This is a genomic window from Opitutia bacterium (genome assembly GCA_016217545.1).
GTDB lineage: Bacteria > Verrucomicrobiota > Verrucomicrobiia > Opitutales > Opitutaceae > Didemnitutus.
Genome location: JACRHT010000017.1, coordinates 440513 through 457618, shown reverse-complemented (window position 1 = coordinate 457618; position 17106 = coordinate 440513). Strand labels below are relative to the sequence as shown.

The following is a 17106-nucleotide window of genomic DNA, read 5'->3' as shown; positions in this document are numbered from 1 at the left end:
GCGGGGCGAGGTCAGGAGTGGTTCGAGTGAGGCGCGTGTGGCGCGGTCTCGGGTTGGAGGAGCTCCTCGTATTCGTGGCGGAAGAACCGCAACGTGCTCAGGACGGGATTCGGCGCGGTCTGGCCGAGGCCGCAGAGACTGGTCTGGCGGACCATGTCGCAGAGTTCCTCGAGTTGCTTGAGGTCTTCGGCGGTCGCGCGGCGCTCGATGATTTTGTTGAGCAGCTGGTGCATTTGCACCGTGCCGGCGCGGCACGGGATGCATTTGCCGCAGGATTCGTCGCGGCAGAACTCCATGTAGAAGCGCGCGATCTCGACCATGTTCGTGGTGTCGTCCATCACGACCATGCCGCCCGAGCCCATGATCGAGCCGAGCTGGCCGAGCGAGTCGTAGTCGACGGGCGTGTCGAGGTGCTGTTGGGGAATACAGCCGCCGGACGGGCCGCCGGTTTGCACGGCCTTGATCTCGTGACCGTCGGGTGCGCCGCCGCCGAGCTCCTCGACGATCTCGCGGAGCGTGATGCCCATCGGGACTTCGATCAGGCCGTTGTTCTTCACCTTGCCGGTGAGAGCGAAGACTTTCGTGCCCTTGCTCTTCTCGGTGCCGATGGAGGCATACCACTCGGCGCCGCGCTGGATGATCGGCACGATGTTGGCGAAGGTCTCGACGTTGTTCAGGAGCGTCGGCTTGCCCCAGAGGCCGGACTCGGCGGGGAAGGGCGGGCGCGGGCGCGGCTGGCCACGCTTGCCCTCGATCGAGGCCATGAGCGCGGTTTCCTCGCCGCAGACGAAGGCGCCGGCGCCGATGCGGACCTCGACGTTGAACGAGAACGGCGTCTCGAAGATGTTCGCGCCGAGGATGCCGATGGCCTTGGCCTGCTTGATCGCGAGGTTGAGGCGGCTGATCGCGAGCGGGTATTCGGCGCGCACGTAGAGGAAGCCTTGGTCGGCGCCGGTGGCGTAGGCGGCGATGGCCATGCCCTCGAGCACGAGGTGCGGATCGCTCTCGAGAATCGAGCGGTCCATGAACGCGCCCGGGTCGCCTTCGTCGCCGTTGCAGACGACGTATTTCTTCGGGCCGGCTGCGCGGGCGACGGTCGCCCATTTCAGGCCGGTCGGGTAACCCGCGCCGCCGCGGCCGCGGAGACCGCTCTTGGTGATCGCTTCAACGACGCCGGCGGGCGTGTTCTCGGTGAGAACCTGGAGCAACGCGCGGTAGCCGCCGGCTTCGATGTAAGCTTCGATCCGCTCGGGGTCGATGACGCCGCCGTTCGCGCGGACGATGCGCATCTGGCGGGCGAAGAATGGGTGTTTCTCGTCACCGAAGGGCAGGCCGGAGGGCTGGCCTTGGATTTCGCCGACGAGCTTGGTGGCGTCGTCGGGCGTGAGGTGTTCGTAGAGTTTGCTGTGGCCGTCGGGCTGGTCGACGGCGACGAGCGGGCCCTGGCCGCAGAAGCCCATGCAGCCGACGCGGCGGACTTCGACGTCCTTCGTCAGACCGGCGGCGGTGACGGCGGCGTCGAGGTTCTTCTTGAGCTTGTCGGATTGCGACGAGAGGCAGCCCGCGGACATGCAGGTGCGCAGGCAGGTCTTCTTGCGCGTCGCGTGCTCCTTTTCGGCGAGAGCGTTCAGGTCTTCGAGTTGCATGGGGCAGTGAGAAGTTTTTCGACGGCGGCGAGCGCGGAGTCGGGGGTTTGTTTCGCGGCGACGGTGCCGTCGTAGACGACGGCCGGCGCGATGCCGCAGGCGCCGATGCAGCGCGCGGTGACGAGCGAGAGCTTGTTGTCGGGCGTGGTCTCGCCGCTCTTGATGCCGGTGCGCTTCTCGAGCGCGGCCATGATTTTGTCGGCGCCCTTGACGTAGCAGGCGGTGCCGAGGCAGACGACGCAGTTGTGCTCGCCCTGGGGTTTCAGGGAGAAGAAGTGATAGAACGTCGCGACACCGTAGACGCGGCTCGGCGGGAGCTTGAGCGACTTCGCGATGTAGAGCAGCAGGCCGTCGTCGAGGAACCCGAAGAGTTCCTGGGCCTTGTGCAGGACCTCGATGAGAGCGTCGCCGCGGAACTGCTGGCGCTTCATGAAGGTGTCGAGGATGACGAGTCGCTTGTCGCCGCTGGGATGAGGGGTGGCGGCGGCTTTCTTGCGCTCGAGTTTTCGGCGGGCTTCCGTGAGTAGCATAGGCGGGGGCGGCCAATCCGGACCTTCCCGCACCGCCTCCAGCGGTCCGATAGGGCTAGGACCGGCCGGTTAGTTTTGGCGTGAAAGGGTATCCGGAACGCGCGGGCCGGACTGAGCGCGCATTGCGCAAGGGCCAGCGTGGATTGGTGCGCAGATATTGGCTCAAATTTCTTCGAGCGCGGAAGATTCTCCTATGAGGAACGCGTGCCAACCGCGTCCACGGTGGTCCCAAACCTCGTTCAACAATGAGTGTCCTAAAACGCTCGCATCCGCGTCGAGCAGGGCAACACGGCCGCATGGCGCGGGACGAATTCCCGCCGAACGAAGCGGGACGGGGGCCGACAACTCGCGTGAGCGTGGTCAGCTCACTGCTCGTGCGGCGAGGGGTGCATGCGCGGCGCAGCGTGCGTCTGGCCGCTTCGCACAGTCCGCTGAGCGGGAGTCACCGCCATCGATCAGCGGAGCGGGCGAACGAGCCGCGCGCTGGGCGAGCCGAATCCATCGAGCCCGCGCCGAAGTTACTCGGAGCGGCTCAGGCGGCGCGGTTTTGCCGGTAGGCCTTGACCGTGTTCTTCATCAACATCGCGACGGTCATCGGGCCGACGCCGCCGGGAACCGGCGTGATCTTGGCACAGAGCGGGGAAACGGTCGGGAAATGCACGTCGCCGGTGAGGCGATAGCCGGTCTTCTTCGTGGCGTCGGGCACGCGGTTGACGCCGACGTCGATGACGACGACGCCCGGCTTCACCATGTCGGCGGTGACGAACTCGGCTTTGCCGATGGCGGCGATGAGGACGTCGGCCTGCCGCGTGATGGCGGGCAGATCCTTGGTTTGCGAGTGGCAGATCGTGACCGTGGCGTTGGCCCACGCCTTGCGCTGGACGGCGAGCAACGCGGCGGGTTTGCCGACGATGAGCGAGCGGCCGAGCACGACGACGTGTTTGCCGGCGAGGGAAACTTTCGCGCGCTGGAGCAGCTCCATGATGCCGGCGGGCGTGCAAGCGACGAAGCCCGTCTCGTCCTCTTGCGCGAGCTTGCCGAGATTGAGCGTGTGGAAACCGTCGACGTCCTTCTCGGCGGCGATGCGGCGGAACACCGCGACCTCGTCGATGCCCTTCGGCAGCGGCGATTGCACGAGGATGCCGTCGACACCGGCGTCGGCGTTGAGGCCGTCGATGATGGTGCAGAGTTCGGCCTGCGTGATCGTGACCGGCGGGAGGATGAGGCGGCTCTCGATGCCGATCTCGGCGGCGGTCTTCTCCTTTTTCTTCACGTAGGAAATCGACGCCGGATCGTCGCCGACACGCACGAGGGCGATGCAGGGCTTGCGGCCGGTGTAGCCGGCGACTTCCGCTTTGAGTTCCGCGACGATTTCGGCCGCGACCTGATTGCCGTCGATGATTTCCATGGGGAGAGAAAAAAGGGGGCAGCGGGTGCTGCGGTTTGTCGTCGCGAGGCCCGCGCAGCGGGCCGTGGCGATCCAGCTGGAATTCAGATGGATTGCTTCGTCGCTACGCTCCTCGCAATGACAGCGCTGGAATGAAAGCCAAGTCGGCTCCGTGAGTCAGCCGGGATTTCGCGAGTCTTATTTGCGCTGGATCGACTCGGCGGCGACCACGAGGTCCTTGCCGTCGACGGTGTTTCGCACCGTGCCGGTGATGACGACCTGCAGGTCGAGGTAGCTCTCGATCTTCTCGGTGAGGACGAGGCGCTTGGTGTCGACGTAGGCGAAGCGGCGGCCGTTGCTGTCGGTCAGCTGGTAGTCGTAGACGGGCGTGGAGCCGAAGAGCGTGGCGCGCGCGGCGACGAACGTGCCCGTGAACAGGCGCGGCGTGTCGGCGCTGTTGCCCGTGATCGCGACCGGGCGGCCGGGCTCGGTGCTCGAGGCGGCGGGCGCGGACGGCGCCGGCGCGGCGGTCAGCGGCGTGGCGGACGGACGGTTGGCCATGGCGCCGACGGCGATGAAGCCCTGGAGCTTCTTCTCGACGCGGACCTGCAGCCAGTCGCCGGTGGCGAGGCCGACGACCTCGGACTTGTCGCCCTTCTGCGAAACGGTGATGACGGCGGACGTGACCTTCGGCTCGCTGTAGATGTTGGCCCCTTCGCGGACGCTGAGGGCTTTCGTGATCTCGCGGCCGCGCGAGTAGCCGTTGAAAGTGCCGTCGACTTCGACGCGGCGCCAGCCGGCGGGCGCTTCGCCGACGACGGTGATCGTCGCGCCGGCGGTGAGACGGGTGAGGACGGGAGATTTCGCGTCGGCTTGCTGGAAGACCGCGGTGTCGGTCGCGACGGTGTCGGCGAGGAGGCGCGCGGCGGTGAGCGCGAGGGCGAGGAGAGTGAGCTTAATCTTCATGGTCGTTGAACGCGGGCTGTTCGGGAATCGCGCGAGGCGTCGCGAAGAGCAGTGAGATTTCCTTCGTAGAAAGTTGTTTCACCCCGCGCAACGGGATTCCTTTCAGGCGCAGCGCTCCGATCTGGTAGCGACGGAGACGTTTCACCGGGAAACCGAACGCGAGGAACAGCTGGCGGATCTCGCGCTTCTTGCCGTGGTGCAAGTGGACGTCGAGCGAGGAGGCGAGCTTGTCGCGGTTCGGGTTGAGCAACAGCGCGTGTTCGACCTGGAGGTGCTCGTTCTCGACCTTCACGCCTTTGAGCAGCTGGCCGACTTTGCTGGCGGGGAAGGGGCGCTCGAGCGTGACGTGGTAGCGCTTCACGACCGTGTTGGACGGGTGCATGAGCTTGTTCGCGAGCTCGCCGTCGGTCGTGAGGATGAGCAGGCCCTCGCTGTCCTTGTCGAGTCGGCCGGCGCAAAACAGCCGGAGTTTGCGCCACTCGCGCGGGAGCAGGTCGAAGATCGTGCCGTCCTCGGCGTGCGGGTCGCTGTTGGAGCAGACGAGGCCGCGCGGCTTGTGCATGGCGAGGGTGACTTTCGGCTGCGCGGTCGAGCGCACGGGCTTGCCGCGCACGGTGACCTTGTCGACGCCGGGCTCGACCTTGCGTCCGGGCTCGGCCTTCTCGCCGTTCACGTAAACCTCGCCCGCCGCGATCAACGCCTCGGCCGCCCGGCGGGAGCACAGGCCGGAATCGGCGATGAATTTCTGAATGCGAACGGGTTCCATGCCCGCACGTTTGGGCCGCGCGCGGCGGCGGGCAACAGGAAAGCCCCGTTGGCGTTTTGCGTCACCTGCGGCAAAGTGACGGTGAACGGGCTTGCCACCTGCTTCGGCAGCCCGGCAGAACACGCCTTCCACGCATGCATCTGGAGCCCGCTCCCGCCACGTTCTCCAAGGACAACCCGTTTCCCGCTCGCCTCACGGAAAACCGCCGCCTCAACCGCGACGGCTCCGCCAAGGACACGCGGCACTTCGTCATCGACCTCGCCGACAGCGGCCTGACCTACAAAGCCGGTGACTCGCTCGGGGTTTTCCCGACGAACCGCCCGGAACTCGTCGACGAAGTCCTCGCACGCCTGCACGCCACGGGCGACGAGCTGGTCAGCCCCGCGATGCTCAAGCTCGCGACGCCGATCACGCTGCGCGAAGCGCTTTTCTCGCGGCTCGCGCTCGCCGGGCCGACGAAGAAAATCCTCGAAACGCTCGCGGCCAAGACGCCTGATCACACGGAGAAGGAGAAGATCGCCGGCCTGCTCGCGCCCGAGGCGAAGGAGCAACTCACCGCCTACCTCGCCGAGCGCGAATACGTGGACCTGCTCGCGGAATTTCCGCACGCGCGCGTCACGCCGCAGGAGTTCGTCGACCACCTGCGCAAGCTGATGCCGCGCCTCTACTCGATCGCGTCGAGCGGCCGCGTCCACCCGACGCAGGTGCATCTCACGGTCGCGGTCGTCCGCTACGAGACCAACGGTCGCCAGCGCCACGGCGTGTGCTCGACCTTCCTCGCCGACCGCGTGGCTGCGGGCGAGACGGCGGTGTCGGTGTTCGTGTCGCTCTCGCATTTCGCGCCGCCGGCGGATGGCGCGAAGGATGTCATCATGGTCGGACCGGGCACCGGCGTGGCACCGTTCCGCGCGTTCATGCAGGAACGCGTGGCGACCGGCGCGACCGGTCGTAACTGGCTCTTCTTCGGCGATCAGCGCCGCGCGACGGATTTCCTCTACGAAGAGGAGTGGCTCGCTTGGCAGCAGCAGGGCAAGCTCGCGCGCCTCGACGTCGCTTTCTCGCGCGACCAAGCGGAGAAAATCTACGTGCAGGACCGCATGCGCCAGAACGGCGCCGAGCTATGGGCGTGGCTGAAGGCCGGCGCGCACTTCTACGTCTGCGGCGACGCCAAGCGCATGGCCAAGGACGTCGACGCCGCCCTCCACGAAATCGTCGCGCAACACGGCGGCCTAGACGCCGCCGCCGCGGCAGAGTTCGTGAAGCAGCTCAAGAAGGACCACCGCTACATGCGGGATGTTTACTGAGCGCTCCGCTGTAGGCGCGTGCTGGCGCGCGGTATTTTGATCCCCAACAGGGTTCGAAGTAAGCTCAGGCAGGTCTGTTTCGTCTTCAGGGCGGAATCTTGTCCGGCAAACCCGAAAGCCGCCGCCACCTTCGTGTCACTCATAGTATGTGCCGCCAAATTTCTCGCTTTGTTCAGCCGCCGAACATCTCGAAACCAAATTTGGTCGAGGCGGTCGAGAAGCGAACGACCAGCCCCAGAAAGATTCTTTGGCTTCCGCTCCTTAGGGAGAAACGGTGAGGACTGAAGGACCTCAGGGGCCTTCTCTTGATAATACTGCCGTAGGAAACTGTCGAATCGTTCACTGAAATCTTGGTCTTTAGAAATTAATACCAGAAATTCAGTAGGTATCGCGATCGCGCGATCAAGCGGGTCCATATCGCGGGGAAGATCTTTCTGCGAAATGCAGAACGCCTCTAGACAGCGCAGCAGGTCTTCAAATGATCGCGGAAGGAGATCGAATTTGGGATCGAACTCGGGAGCCTCGAATTTCGACATACCCAAGAGAATCACTAGGTTTCGGCGAACAACAAAGTCAGTGAGACACCACGTATCGATGACAAGATGGCGAATATTTTTCTCGCGGCCGATCGCTCTCACCATCGGCAATATCTGTGCAACGGTTGCCTCAAAATCTTCAGAGTTCGAAAAAAGCGGCGACATCTTCGTTCCACGGGCGTAAAACGGTATCGATTCAAGGCGGGCATTGCGCATGACTCCATGCAAGTTATTCGACCGGTCTGACGACAAGTCTGCATTCGGGCGGGCGCCTTTTCGCGCTTGCCCGCCCGTAGCCATCTGCATCCCATCCGCCTCCCATGAGCCTGACCTACAACAATCGTGTGGCCCTCGTCACTGGCGCGGGGCGTGGCATCGGCAAAGCCATCGCTGAACTCCTCGCCAAGAACGGCGTCACGGTGATCTGCGTGAGCAAGTCCGCGGACAGCTGCGGCGCGGTCGCCGCCGGCATCGTCGCGGCGGGCGGCAAGGCCAAGGCCCTCGCGGTCGACGTCGCGGATGGCGCGGCGGTGAAGGCGGCGTGCGAGCAGTTGCTGGCCGAGTTCGGCAACATCGACATCCTCATCAACAACGCCGGCATCACGAAGGACGGCCTGCTGTTCCGCATGAGCGAGGACGACTGGAACAACGTCATGGCGACCAACCTGACGAGCTGCTACCACTTCACCAAGCTCGTCGGCCGTCCGATGACCCAGAAGCGCTGGGGCCGCATCATCAACATCACGTCGGTCGTCGGCCTGATGGGCAACCCCGGCCAAGCCAACTACTGCGCGGCCAAGGCCGGCATGATCGGCTTCACGAAGTCGATCGCGAAGGAGTTCGCGGCGCGCAACATCACGGTCAACGCCGTGGCGCCCGGTTTCATCAAGACCGACATGACCGCGGGCCTGCCCGAGGAGGCCGGCGAGAAATTGATGAGCGTCATCCCGCTGAAGCGCCTCGGCGAAGCCGCCGACATTGCCCACATGGTGGCGTTCCTCGCCTCCGAAGAGGCCGGCTACATCACCGGTCAGGTTTTTACCGTTGACGGCGGCATGGTGATGTGATGCCGATTTGACCACATTTTAGCCCCGACCAGACACCCGAACCCTTTCCAACATGGCCGACCAGAAAACCATCGAACAACGCGTCAAGCAGATCATCGTTAACCAGCTGAACGTTAACGAAGAGCAGATCACCAAGGAGGCCTCCTTCCTCGACGATCTGGGCGCCGACTCCCTCGACACCGTCGAGCTCATCATGGCCTTCGAAGAGGAGTTTAAGAACGAGATCAAGGGAGAGATTCCCGAGTCCGACGCCGAGAAGCTGCAGACGGTCGGCGACGTGATCACCTACATCGAGTCCAAAGCGGGCGCGAAGTAAGTTCCCTTTCCTAAAGGCGTTCTACCACCCGGAAAATCGGGACTGGTAGAACGCCTTTTTATTTTCACTGTGTCCCGCTGATGGAAACCGTTTCTCCGCACAAACGTGTCGTCGTTACCGGTCTGGGCGTCGTCGCCTCGCTCGGCCATAATGTGCCCGACTTCTGGGCCAGCATCCTTGCCGGCAAGTGCGGCATCGATCGCGTCACGCAGTTCGACGTCAAGGACTACGCCTGCCAGATCGGCGCCGAGGTGCGCAACTGGGACCCGGCGCAGCACATGGACCCGAAGGAGGTCCGCCGCAACGACCGCTACACGCACTTCGGTTTCGTGGCGGCCAAGCAGGCCATCGCGGACGCGAAGCTCGACATGACCAAGGAGGACGCAGACCGCGTCGGCGTCATCATCGGCTCCGGCATCGGCGGCATGCTCACGATCGAGAACCAGCACAAGAATCTCGTCGAACGCGGCCCGCGCAAGGTGTCGCCGTTCATGATTCCGGCGCTGATCAGCAACATGGTCGGCGGTCTCGTCGCCATCGAGCTCGGCGCGCGCGGCCCGAATTTCGGCGTCGTCAGCGCCTGCGCGACCGCGACCCACGCCATCGGCGAATCGCTCCGCATGATCCGCGGCGGCGAGGCCGACGTGATGGTCTGCGGCGGCGCCGAGGCGGCGATCACGCCGTTGTCCTACGCGGGCTTCTGCTCGATGAAGGCGATGAGCACGAACAACGAGAACCCGCAGAAAGCCAGCCGTCCGTTCGATGCGAACCGCGACGGCTTCATCATGGGTGAAGGTTCGGGCATCCTCGTCATCGAGAGCCTCGAGCACGCGCTCGCGCGCGGCGCGCACATTTACTGCGAACTGACCGGCTACGCTGCGACCTGCGATGCGTTCCACATCACGCAGCCGGATCCCGAGGGCAAGGGCCTGTCGCTCGCCATGACCCGCGCGCTCGCCGACGCCCGCGTGCGCCCCGAGGAGATCGACTACATCAACGCGCACGGCACCTCCACGCCCTACAACGACAAGTTCGAGACGCTCGCGATCAAGAAGGTCTTCGGCGAACACGCCAGGAAGGTCATGATCAGCTCCACCAAGTCGATGACCGGCCACCTCCTCGGTGCCGCCGGCGGCGTCGAGGCCGTGATCAGCGTGAAGACCATCGAGACCGGCGAGGTGCCGCCGACGATCAACCTCGAGACGCCCGACCCGGACTGCGACCTCGACTACGTGCCGAACGTGAAGCGCAGCGCCAACGTCCGCACCGTGCTGAGCGACAATCTCGGCTTCGGCGGCCAGAACGCCGCGCTCGTCTTCCGCAAGATGTGAGCCGGCGGGTGGCGGGGCGCGCCTAATTCGGGCTGGCGGACCGTGTGTCCGCCATCTTCCATTCGCGTTGCCCCAGCCAATCCTCCGCCGGCGCGAGCCGCGCGGTTTCGCCGTTTGGGTGGGATTTGTTCGTGGCCCTCCCGCTTCAAATTCGTGATCTTCTGGTGCGCGAAGCGCATTTGCGCCTCGGGCGCGAAGCAATTGCCCCCGTGTTGGACGAGCAGGCGGCAGCGGCCGTCGCCCTCCGCAAGCAGCGCCCGGGGCTGTTCGCCGCGAAGGTGGCCAAGGAAGCCCACGCCCGACTCGAGGCCGAGGCGGAGGAAGGGCTTCGCCTGTTGCGGAACGGCATCGCGCAACTCGACCGCGTCGAACCGCACATCCGGAAATTGGTGATCGAGGCGGCGGAGGATTACTGCCGCGAGCACGAGCCCGAATACCTGCGCGCGCTCGCGTTGCGGGAGCATCGCGCCGACTGGGATCGCTGTCTCACGCGGTTCGGCGAAAAGGTTTTCGGTCTCACGCAGGCGCTCGGCAATGTCCGCAACATGGCGACGTCCGGCTACGAGCGCTTTCAGCAATCGTATTCGCAGGCGGCGTTGCAGGGCTTCCTCATCGCGATCGATGCTGCGAAAAAACTGGAGCAGGAAATCTGTTTCGCCAACGACGTTGCCGAAGTGCAGGCGCGCTTGCTGCGCGACACGCGCCTGCACGCGATGGAGCTGCCGCGCCTGCGCAACGTCAGTTACTCGCCGTGGATTGCGATGCTCAGCAGCGTGCCGCTCGCGGAGGCGCAGCCGCAGTTCGACAAGATTCTGTCCGAGTTGAAACAACTAGTGGAGGACACGTTGCCGGCCATGCGCGAGCAGGCGCGGTTGGTCGACACGAATCAGAGCGAAGCGCTGGACGGATACGTCATGCGCGTGCTGAACCGCATGCGCGAGGAGGCCGCGACGCTCGTGAATCCGGAGGAGACCGAGCAAAGCGTCGCGGAGAGCGAGAAGATGCTCGAGACCCTCGCCAGGAAATCCGTGCTTGGCCGGCTGGCGCGTCCGGCCTGAACCCGTTTTCGATGCGGCTCTCGTCGCGAAAGAGAGCGCCTTGTCGCGACGTCAGCGCGAAATCACGCAGCTAGAAGCGCCGCGGATAGTCGTTGCCGGCTTGATCGCGAAACAGGAGGCGGCCGGGCGCGATTTCGACCAAGGTGAGCCCGGGGGCGACTTCGGCTCCGACTTGGCGCGTCTTGCCGTTGATCACCGCGCGTCCATTCGATCCGACCATCACGGCCGAAACGGCCAGCTTGCGGACGATCTCGAAATACTCCACCGAGCTGGCGGCCGGCGTCGCCGCCGGTGGAGGCGGCTCAGCGACGGGAGTCGGGTTGCTCAAGGTCCGAACGAGGGCGGCTTGTGTGTTATTTTTCGCGGCAATTTGGGCGGTGATTTCCGGACTCGCCTTCGGTGCCGGCGCGGGCGCGACGATGGGAGCTTCCGCTGGCGCGCGGCGCACGAGCCACCATGCGGCTCCGCCGCAGAGAATTGCCAGCGCGGCCAAGCCGGCGATGAGGGCGGGAGAGCGCTTGGGAGGGACGATCGGTGGCGCGCTTTCGGCGGTGACGATGGGAGGAGTGGACACGCCGAGTCCCGGCCCCGTGGCGTCGACTGTGGTCTCGGGGGGCGGCGTCACGGCCTTGCCTTTGCTCTTGGCCAATGCAGCGGCGATGTGGCTCACGCGCGGCAAGGTGGCGGTTCACCCCACAGCGCACAACCTCGATTTCTGTTCCGATCGAATCATGGACGACGTGAATCTAATAAACGCGGACGCGGTCTGCGGTCGCGTTGCGCCGGGCGCGGAAAACGCGCTTTGCTTGCCCCAACCAAGCACCCCATGGCCACCCCGACCAAACGCACCAGCCTGACCGAGAGCGACCCGGAGCGGTCGCTCGAGTTCGAGTTCATCCGCGCGACCGAAAACGCCGCGCTCAACGCCGTCCACTGGATCGGCCGCGGCGACAAGGAGGGCGCCGACGCCGCCGCTTGCGACGCGATCAACGGCACCTTCGACCACATCGACATGCGCGGCGAAGTCGTGATCGGCGAGGGCATCAAGGACGATGCCCCGGGCATCTTCCTCGGCGACAAGCTCGGCACGTGGAAGGCCGGCTCGCCGAAGTTCAACATCGCGCTCGATCCGATCGACGGCACGACGAACATCTCGAAAGGCCTGCCCAATTCCATCTCCGTCATGGCCGGCGTGCTCGCGCCCGAGAAGGGCCACGCGATGGTCAACATCCCGACATTCTACTCGGAGAAGCTCGCCTACGGTCCGCAGGTCGCGCGCGCGATGGAGAAGAACAAGGCCATGCGTTTCGACCTCGACACACCGGTCGAGGAAATCGTCCGCAAGACCGCAAAGATGCGCGGCAAGAACGTGCGCGAAGTCGTCGTCGTGGTCCTCGACCGCCCGCGGCACGAGAAGATCATTCGCGGCGTGCGCAAAGTCGGCGCCGCGCTGCGGCTCATCAGCGACGGCGACGTCACCGCCGCCATCGCGCCGTCGCTGCCGGACAGCGGCGTCGATCTCTACCTGGGCATCGGCGGCTCGCCCGAAGGCGTTTTGACGGCTGCGGCGCTCCGCGCGCTCGGTGGCGGCCAGCAGCTCCGCATGTGGGTGCGTGACGACGAGGAGAAAGCGCGCATTGCCAAGGATCCGGCGGGGAAGGACCTCGCGAAGATCTTCTACGCCGAGGATCTCGTCACCGGTCCGGGGGCGATCTTTTGTGCCACCGGCATCACCTCGAGCTGGCTGCTGCCCGGAGTGAAGGTCGTCGGGCGCCACGCCACGACGCACTCGATCCTCATGCGCGCGCGCAGCCGCACGATCCGCTACATCCAAGCCGTGCACGATCTCGACCACAAGACGATCTACCTGCGCAGCCGAAACACGGAAACCCTGGTCTGAGGCGAGGTCGCGGTGGATGCGTTGCCGTAGCGACCGGCTCACGGGCCGGTCCGCTTATCGCGGCTCGATTTGCGGCAGATTTCCGCCTGCCGCAAAAAGTCCAAAAAGCCGTTGACGGCGGGTTTCGGCGGCCCTTTTACTCGCCCTTCCATTTTTGTGGCTCGGTAGCTCAGTTGGTAGAGCAGAGGACTGAAAATCCTTGTGTCGTCGGTTCGATTCCGACCTGAGCCACCACTTTCAAACGCCGCCTGTCACCAGGCGGCGTTTGTCATTCAGGGCGCATCTGACGCGGCGAGAAGGATCTGCACGGCGCGCTCCAAACCGCGGGCGTCGTCGGCGTCGAAGCGGTTCAGCTTCGGGCTGTCGAGATCGAGGACGCCCAAGAGGCGGCCGCCGTGGAGCAGGGGGACGACGACTTCGGAGTTCGAGGCGCTGTCGCAGGCGATGTGGCCGGGGAACTCGTGGACGTTGGCCACGACGACCGTCTCGCGCGTCGCCGCCGCCGTGCCGCAGACGCCTTTGCCGAGAGCGATGCGCACGCAGGCGACCTTGCCTTGGAAAGGTCCGAGCACCAGCCCGCCGTCCTTCAGCAGGTAGAATCCCGCCCAGTTGAGGTCGGGCAGGGCTTGCATGAGCAGCGCCGAGGTCTGGGCGAGGTTGCACACCCAGTCGCGCTCGCCGTGGAGCACGGCTTCGAGTTGCCGGTTGAAGGCGGCGTAGAACTCGGACTTGGAGGAGGCTTGGATGGCGGCGACCGCGTGCGACATGGCGGCAGCAAAGCGACAACCGGTCCCGGCGCAAGCGGACGCGCAGTTGAAACCTTCCCGGGAATAAATCATCCTGCCGCGACTCCCACGCCCGATGCCAAGCGATGCCTTCACGCAGCTGGTGGACGCGCACTATGCGCCGCTCTACCGCTTCGCCCTCAGCCTGACGCGGAACACGTCGGACGCGTGCGACCTTACCCAGCAGACTTTTTTCATCTGGGCGCGGAAGGGCGATCAGCTCCGCGAGGAGGCGAAAGCCAAGTCCTGGCTGTTCACCACGCTCTACCGCGAGTTCCTGCGCGGGCGTCGCCGCGCCGAGCATGTGACCGCATTGGAGGATTTGCCACCGGGCGAAAATGATCCGGCGGCGCCGGAGGTCGACCTCGTCACCGGCATGGATGCCGGCCTCGTTGTCGAGGCATTGCAGGAGGTCGACGAAGTCTACCGCGTGCCGCTGACCCTCTTTTATCTCGAAGACCTCGCCTACAAGGAGATCGCCGATGCGCTCGAGGTGCCCATCGGCACCGTCATGTCGCGTTTGTCGCGGGGCAAATCCCAGCTGCGCAGCGCGCTGGCGCGCAAGGAAGCGGGTCGCAACAAAGTCGTGGCATTCGACAAATCCGCGAGGAAACACTCATGAACAACGAGGAGGCAAAATTCGTTCTCCACGCCTATCGGCCCAACGGCGCCGACGCGGGCGACCAGACCTTCTGCGCGGCGCTCGAGCAGGCGAAGCAGGATCCCGCGCTCGGAAAGTGGTTCGCGGCGCAACAGGCCTTCGACCGCGCGATGTGTGCGAAGCTCGGCGGCATCACGCCGCCCGACCACCTGCGCGCGTCGATCCTTGCCGGCGCCAAAGTCAGCGAACCGCCGGTGGCGCGGTCGTGGTGGCGCAGCCCGGTGCCGGTCGCATTGGCGGCGAGTCTCGCCTTGTTGCTCGCCGTGGGGATCGCCTTCTGGCCGGCGAGCGCGTCGGCGGAACAGATCGCAGCCTTCGCGATCAACGACACGCTGCACCAATCCCACGAAGCGACTGAAGGGCCGGAGGCGATCGAATTGCAGGCCATGCTCGGGCAGGCCGACCGTCGCCTGAGCGCCAAGATGCTGCTGGATTTCGCGGCACTGCAGAAGAACGGCTGCCGCACCGTGCGTTTTGCCGGGCGCGATCTGCTCGAGGTTTGTTTCAAGCGGGACGGGAAGTGGTTTCACTGCTACGTCGCGCGGGCGGCCGATTTCCCGCAGCTCGCGAAGAAGCTCGTGCCGAGTTTCACGGACCAAGCCGGCGCCAGCGCGGCCGCGTGGAGCGATGGTGAGCACATTTTCGTCGTGGCGAGCAAGGCGGGGCGTGAGGCGATCCAGCGTCTGATCTGACGCGCGAGCAAAACCGCGCACCTGCGCGGCGGGGCGGTTCTCGCGCTGCCGAGGCCGGTGGCGCGAGCTCGTCCGGCGTGTAGATCCGCAGAAAAAGAAATTTCGCTCCGGTGCCGGTAGGCAGAAGCGTCCCAATCCGGACGCACTCGGAAAGCGTCTTGCGCGTGCCCTTGTAAACGCCGCGACACGGCGGCGCAGGTTGTAAATGGCACAGGCGGAAAAGTCACTTGTCAGGGTTCGTTTCGCGCACTTTGTGCCGACGTTCTTGTGATCAACACCGCCCAAAAATTCCTTCTCACGCTGTGCGCCGTCGCGCTCGCGCTGCCCTTGTTGGGAGCGTCCGAGCGCGCCGAGACGCTGCGCGCGATCAATTGGGTGGAGAATCCCACGAACCACACGCGGCCCGGCTCCCGCGGCGAGTTGGGGCCCTATCAGTTCATGCGGCATACGTGGCGGCTGCACACGCGCACGCCGTTCAGCCAGGCGGTCGTGCGCGAACAAGCTGACGCGGTAGCGGTGCGCCACTACGAGTGGATCGTGGACGGGTTGCGCGAGGCGGGCATCGACGCGAACCCATTTAACATCGCGCTCGCTTGGAACTGCGGCCTCGGGGCCGTGAAGTCCGGTCGCATTCCCGCGATGAGCTACGCTTACGCGGAGCGCGTGCAGAATCTCGTGGAGCAGCAGCGCGCGAATCGGCAGGCCGCGCTGGCCGACTCGCCGGCGCAGATCGCGGCGAAGCCCGAGACCCCGAGCGCGGCGGAAGAACCGGCGGGATTTTTCGTTTTTGATCCGTCGCGCAGCGCCGCGCCGAAGTTCGTCGTTTCGACGGGCGAGCCACTCTACGAGCAGCCGATGCCCGTGGTTTTCACTGAGAAGACGGAACGCGCTCCGGTCGTCACTGCGGTGCGCAACAGCGAGTCGTCGGCGCCTGCGATTTCAGGCGAACCCAAGTCGATGTTCGCGCTGAGGAGTGTCGCGGCGCCGCGGTTTGCGTTGATCCGCTGATCGAACCGACCCTCTTTGCCATAGTCACGACGCCGTCCGCGAGGGCGGCGTTTTTTCTTGGCGGTAGCGCGGCGCAGTGGGCTCCGCTCGCTTACTCGAGGAAGCTCGTCTGCTTCGGCGAACGCGTGGATTTCTTTTCGTCGTCCGGCGAATTGAGATGCCGCGGCGGACGGGCGACGCGCGAAGCGACCGCGCCCTCGCGGTCGGACACGACGCGTTCGCACATCTTCTCGATCTGCAGGTGCAGCCAGTTGGTCGTGGGGCTGTTCTCCGTGTAGTCGGCGGGGCCGTAGTGGTCGATGCGGCCGGCTTGGCGGAGGCGGTCGTTCTGCTCGAACTCGGCGCGGACGGCGGGATTGTAGACGGCGTAGGTCTTGCCGCCGCCCTTTTTCACGACCGAGAAGCTCGGGACATCGCTCGGGCCGTCGGCGATGTAGATCATGTTCTGGAGCGGGATGCGGCGATCCTCGGGCGACACCTTCGCGTTGACGTCGATCGCGGCGTTGCGGTTCGTGCCCTTGTTGATCTCGAAAATCGCGCGCGTCTTGGTGGTGTTGTCGATCATCACGCCGATCTGCGCGATCTCGGCGGCAGCGTCCAAGACGAACTCCTTCTGTTTCAGAAAGCCGGGCTGCAGCGGGTTCTCGATGAACTCGCACGCCCAGATGTGATCGACGAACGGCGCGATCGCGCTGCCGCGGACCATCTCGGCGAGTCCGGTGCTGACGATGTAGTGCTCGAGCACGATCTCGTGCTTCTGGAACTCCGGGCGCGCCTTCACCCAATCACGCGACGACTGGAAGAACTCGGGCAGGCCGGGGTAGAACTTGATGTCGCGGCCGCACTCGCGGAGCACCTTGTTGTTCAGGCCCGCCATCGGGCCGGCGAGGACGTAGGTCAGCAGGTGGTTGAGATAACTGATCTCGGGCGAAATGTGGTAGCCGCGGCGGCGGTAGTTTTCGGCGAGCGCGTTGGTCTCCGTCCAAAACGTCTGCTCGTCCACGCCGAAGCGCTTGAACAGCGGAGCCTGCATGTAGGCGGGAATTAGGGTCTTGTCGAAGTCCCAGATGCAGGCGACGATGTTTTGAGTGAAGAGCGGAGAAGCCATCGCAGAAATGTTTTACTAGGCGGCGCGAGCCGCCCCTGATTGGCT

Annotated in this window: 18 protein-coding genes and 1 tRNA gene; 10 read left to right on the top strand and 9 right to left on the bottom strand. The window is 65.1% G+C overall.

Translation table 11 applies throughout. The features are described 5' to 3' along the window. Positions 1-11 precede the first annotated feature (11 nt). The 5 genes from HZA32_17830 to HZA32_17810 form a co-directional block, all read right to left on the bottom strand. Complete coding sequence (locus HZA32_17830; protein MBI5425941.1) at positions 12-1646, bottom strand: SLBB domain-containing protein; 1635 nt, start codon at positions 1644-1646, stop codon at positions 12-14. Further along, the gene (hoxE, locus tag HZA32_17825; protein MBI5425940.1) at positions 1628-2176 is read right to left on the bottom strand and encodes a bidirectional hydrogenase complex protein HoxE; all 549 of its coding nucleotides are present in this window, start codon (positions 2174-2176) and stop codon (positions 1628-1630) included. Before hoxE ends, HZA32_17830 begins: the two co-directional genes overlap by 19 nt. 532 nt (positions 2177-2708) lie before the next feature. After that, a complete protein-coding gene (gene folD, locus HZA32_17820) occupies positions 2709-3584 on the bottom strand; it encodes a bifunctional methylenetetrahydrofolate dehydrogenase/methenyltetrahydrofolate cyclohydrolase FolD (protein MBI5425939.1) in 876 nt (291 codons plus the stop codon). A gap of 177 nt (positions 3585-3761) precedes the next feature. Further along, positions 3762-4529: an SH3 domain-containing protein gene (locus HZA32_17815; protein MBI5425938.1), complete on the bottom strand. Its 768-nt coding sequence runs from the start codon at positions 4527-4529 to the stop codon at positions 3762-3764. Beyond that, entirely contained in the window at positions 4519-5295 is a 777-nt protein-coding gene (locus HZA32_17810; GenBank protein MBI5425937.1) for an rRNA pseudouridine synthase, read from the bottom strand. Before HZA32_17810 ends, HZA32_17815 begins: the two co-directional genes overlap by 11 nt. A 134-nt stretch (positions 5296-5429) precedes the next feature. Between HZA32_17810 and HZA32_17805 the strand changes: the two genes are divergently transcribed. After that, positions 5430-6599, top strand: coding sequence for a sulfite reductase subunit alpha (locus HZA32_17805; protein ID MBI5425936.1), 1170 nt, complete (start codon positions 5430-5432; stop codon positions 6597-6599). Here HZA32_17805 and HZA32_17800 read toward each other — a convergent pair. After that, positions 6593-7351, bottom strand: a complete 759-nt coding sequence (locus HZA32_17800) for a hypothetical protein (protein ID MBI5425935.1) — start codon at positions 7349-7351, stop codon at positions 6593-6595. The genes HZA32_17805 and HZA32_17800 overlap by 7 nt on opposite strands. A 104-nt stretch (positions 7352-7455) precedes the next feature. On the opposite strand from HZA32_17800, the gene fabG reads away from it, so the two are divergent. From fabG to HZA32_17780, 4 genes are all read left to right on the top strand, one after another. Continuing rightward, a complete protein-coding gene (gene fabG / locus HZA32_17795) occupies positions 7456-8202 on the top strand; it encodes a 3-oxoacyl-[acyl-carrier-protein] reductase (protein MBI5425934.1) in 747 nt (248 codons plus the stop codon). 52 nt (positions 8203-8254) lie between these two features. Next, on the top strand, positions 8255-8518 hold the full coding sequence (gene acpP / locus HZA32_17790; GenBank protein MBI5425933.1) for an acyl carrier protein: 264 nt from the start codon (positions 8255-8257) through the stop codon (positions 8516-8518). Between the two features lie 80 nt (positions 8519-8598). Next, positions 8599-9849: a beta-ketoacyl-ACP synthase II gene (gene fabF, locus HZA32_17785; protein MBI5425932.1), complete on the top strand. Its 1251-nt coding sequence runs from the start codon at positions 8599-8601 to the stop codon at positions 9847-9849. 164 nt (positions 9850-10013) lie between these two features. Beyond that, entirely contained in the window at positions 10014-10907 is an 894-nt protein-coding gene (locus tag HZA32_17780) for a hypothetical protein (GenBank protein ID MBI5425931.1), read from the top strand. 70 nt (positions 10908-10977) lie between these two features. Here HZA32_17780 and HZA32_17775 read toward each other — a convergent pair whose 3' ends face one another. Continuing rightward, positions 10978-11577 (bottom strand): hypothetical protein, encoded by a 600-nt coding sequence (locus HZA32_17775; protein MBI5425930.1) that lies wholly within the window; start codon positions 11575-11577, stop codon positions 10978-10980. Between the two features lie 156 nt (positions 11578-11733). Between HZA32_17775 and glpX the strand changes: the two genes are divergently transcribed. Together glpX and HZA32_17765 are read left to right on the top strand one after the other, a co-directional pair. Beyond that, positions 11734-12807 (top strand): class II fructose-bisphosphatase, encoded by a 1074-nt coding sequence (gene glpX, locus HZA32_17770; protein MBI5425929.1) that lies wholly within the window; start codon positions 11734-11736, stop codon positions 12805-12807. Between the two features lie 158 nt (positions 12808-12965). Next, a tRNA-Phe gene (locus tag HZA32_17765) sits at positions 12966-13041 on the top strand. A gap of 38 nt (positions 13042-13079) precedes the next feature. Here HZA32_17765 and HZA32_17760 read toward each other — a convergent pair. Beyond that, complete coding sequence (locus tag HZA32_17760) at positions 13080-13574, bottom strand: GAF domain-containing protein (protein ID MBI5425928.1); 495 nt, start codon at positions 13572-13574, stop codon at positions 13080-13082. A 94-nt stretch (positions 13575-13668) separates the two neighbouring features. On the opposite strand from HZA32_17760, the gene HZA32_17755 reads away from it, so the two are divergent. The 3 genes from HZA32_17755 (at position 13669) to HZA32_17745 (ending at position 15953) form a co-directional block, all read left to right on the top strand. Then, entirely contained in the window at positions 13669-14214 is a 546-nt protein-coding gene (locus tag HZA32_17755) for an RNA polymerase sigma factor (GenBank protein ID MBI5425927.1), read from the top strand. Further along, positions 14211-14945 (top strand): hypothetical protein, encoded by a 735-nt coding sequence (locus HZA32_17750; GenBank protein MBI5425926.1) that lies wholly within the window; start codon positions 14211-14213, stop codon positions 14943-14945. Before HZA32_17755 ends, HZA32_17750 begins: the two co-directional genes overlap by 4 nt. Before the next feature lie 267 nt (positions 14946-15212). Next, entirely contained in the window at positions 15213-15953 is a 741-nt protein-coding gene (locus tag HZA32_17745; protein ID MBI5425925.1) for a hypothetical protein, read from the top strand. A 91-nt stretch (positions 15954-16044) separates the two neighbouring features. On the opposite strand, the gene HZA32_17740 is transcribed toward HZA32_17745, so the two are convergent. After that, entirely contained in the window at positions 16045-17061 is a 1017-nt protein-coding gene (locus tag HZA32_17740; protein ID MBI5425924.1) for a haloacid dehalogenase-like hydrolase, read from the bottom strand. Between the last annotated feature and the right edge of the window lie 45 nt (positions 17062-17106).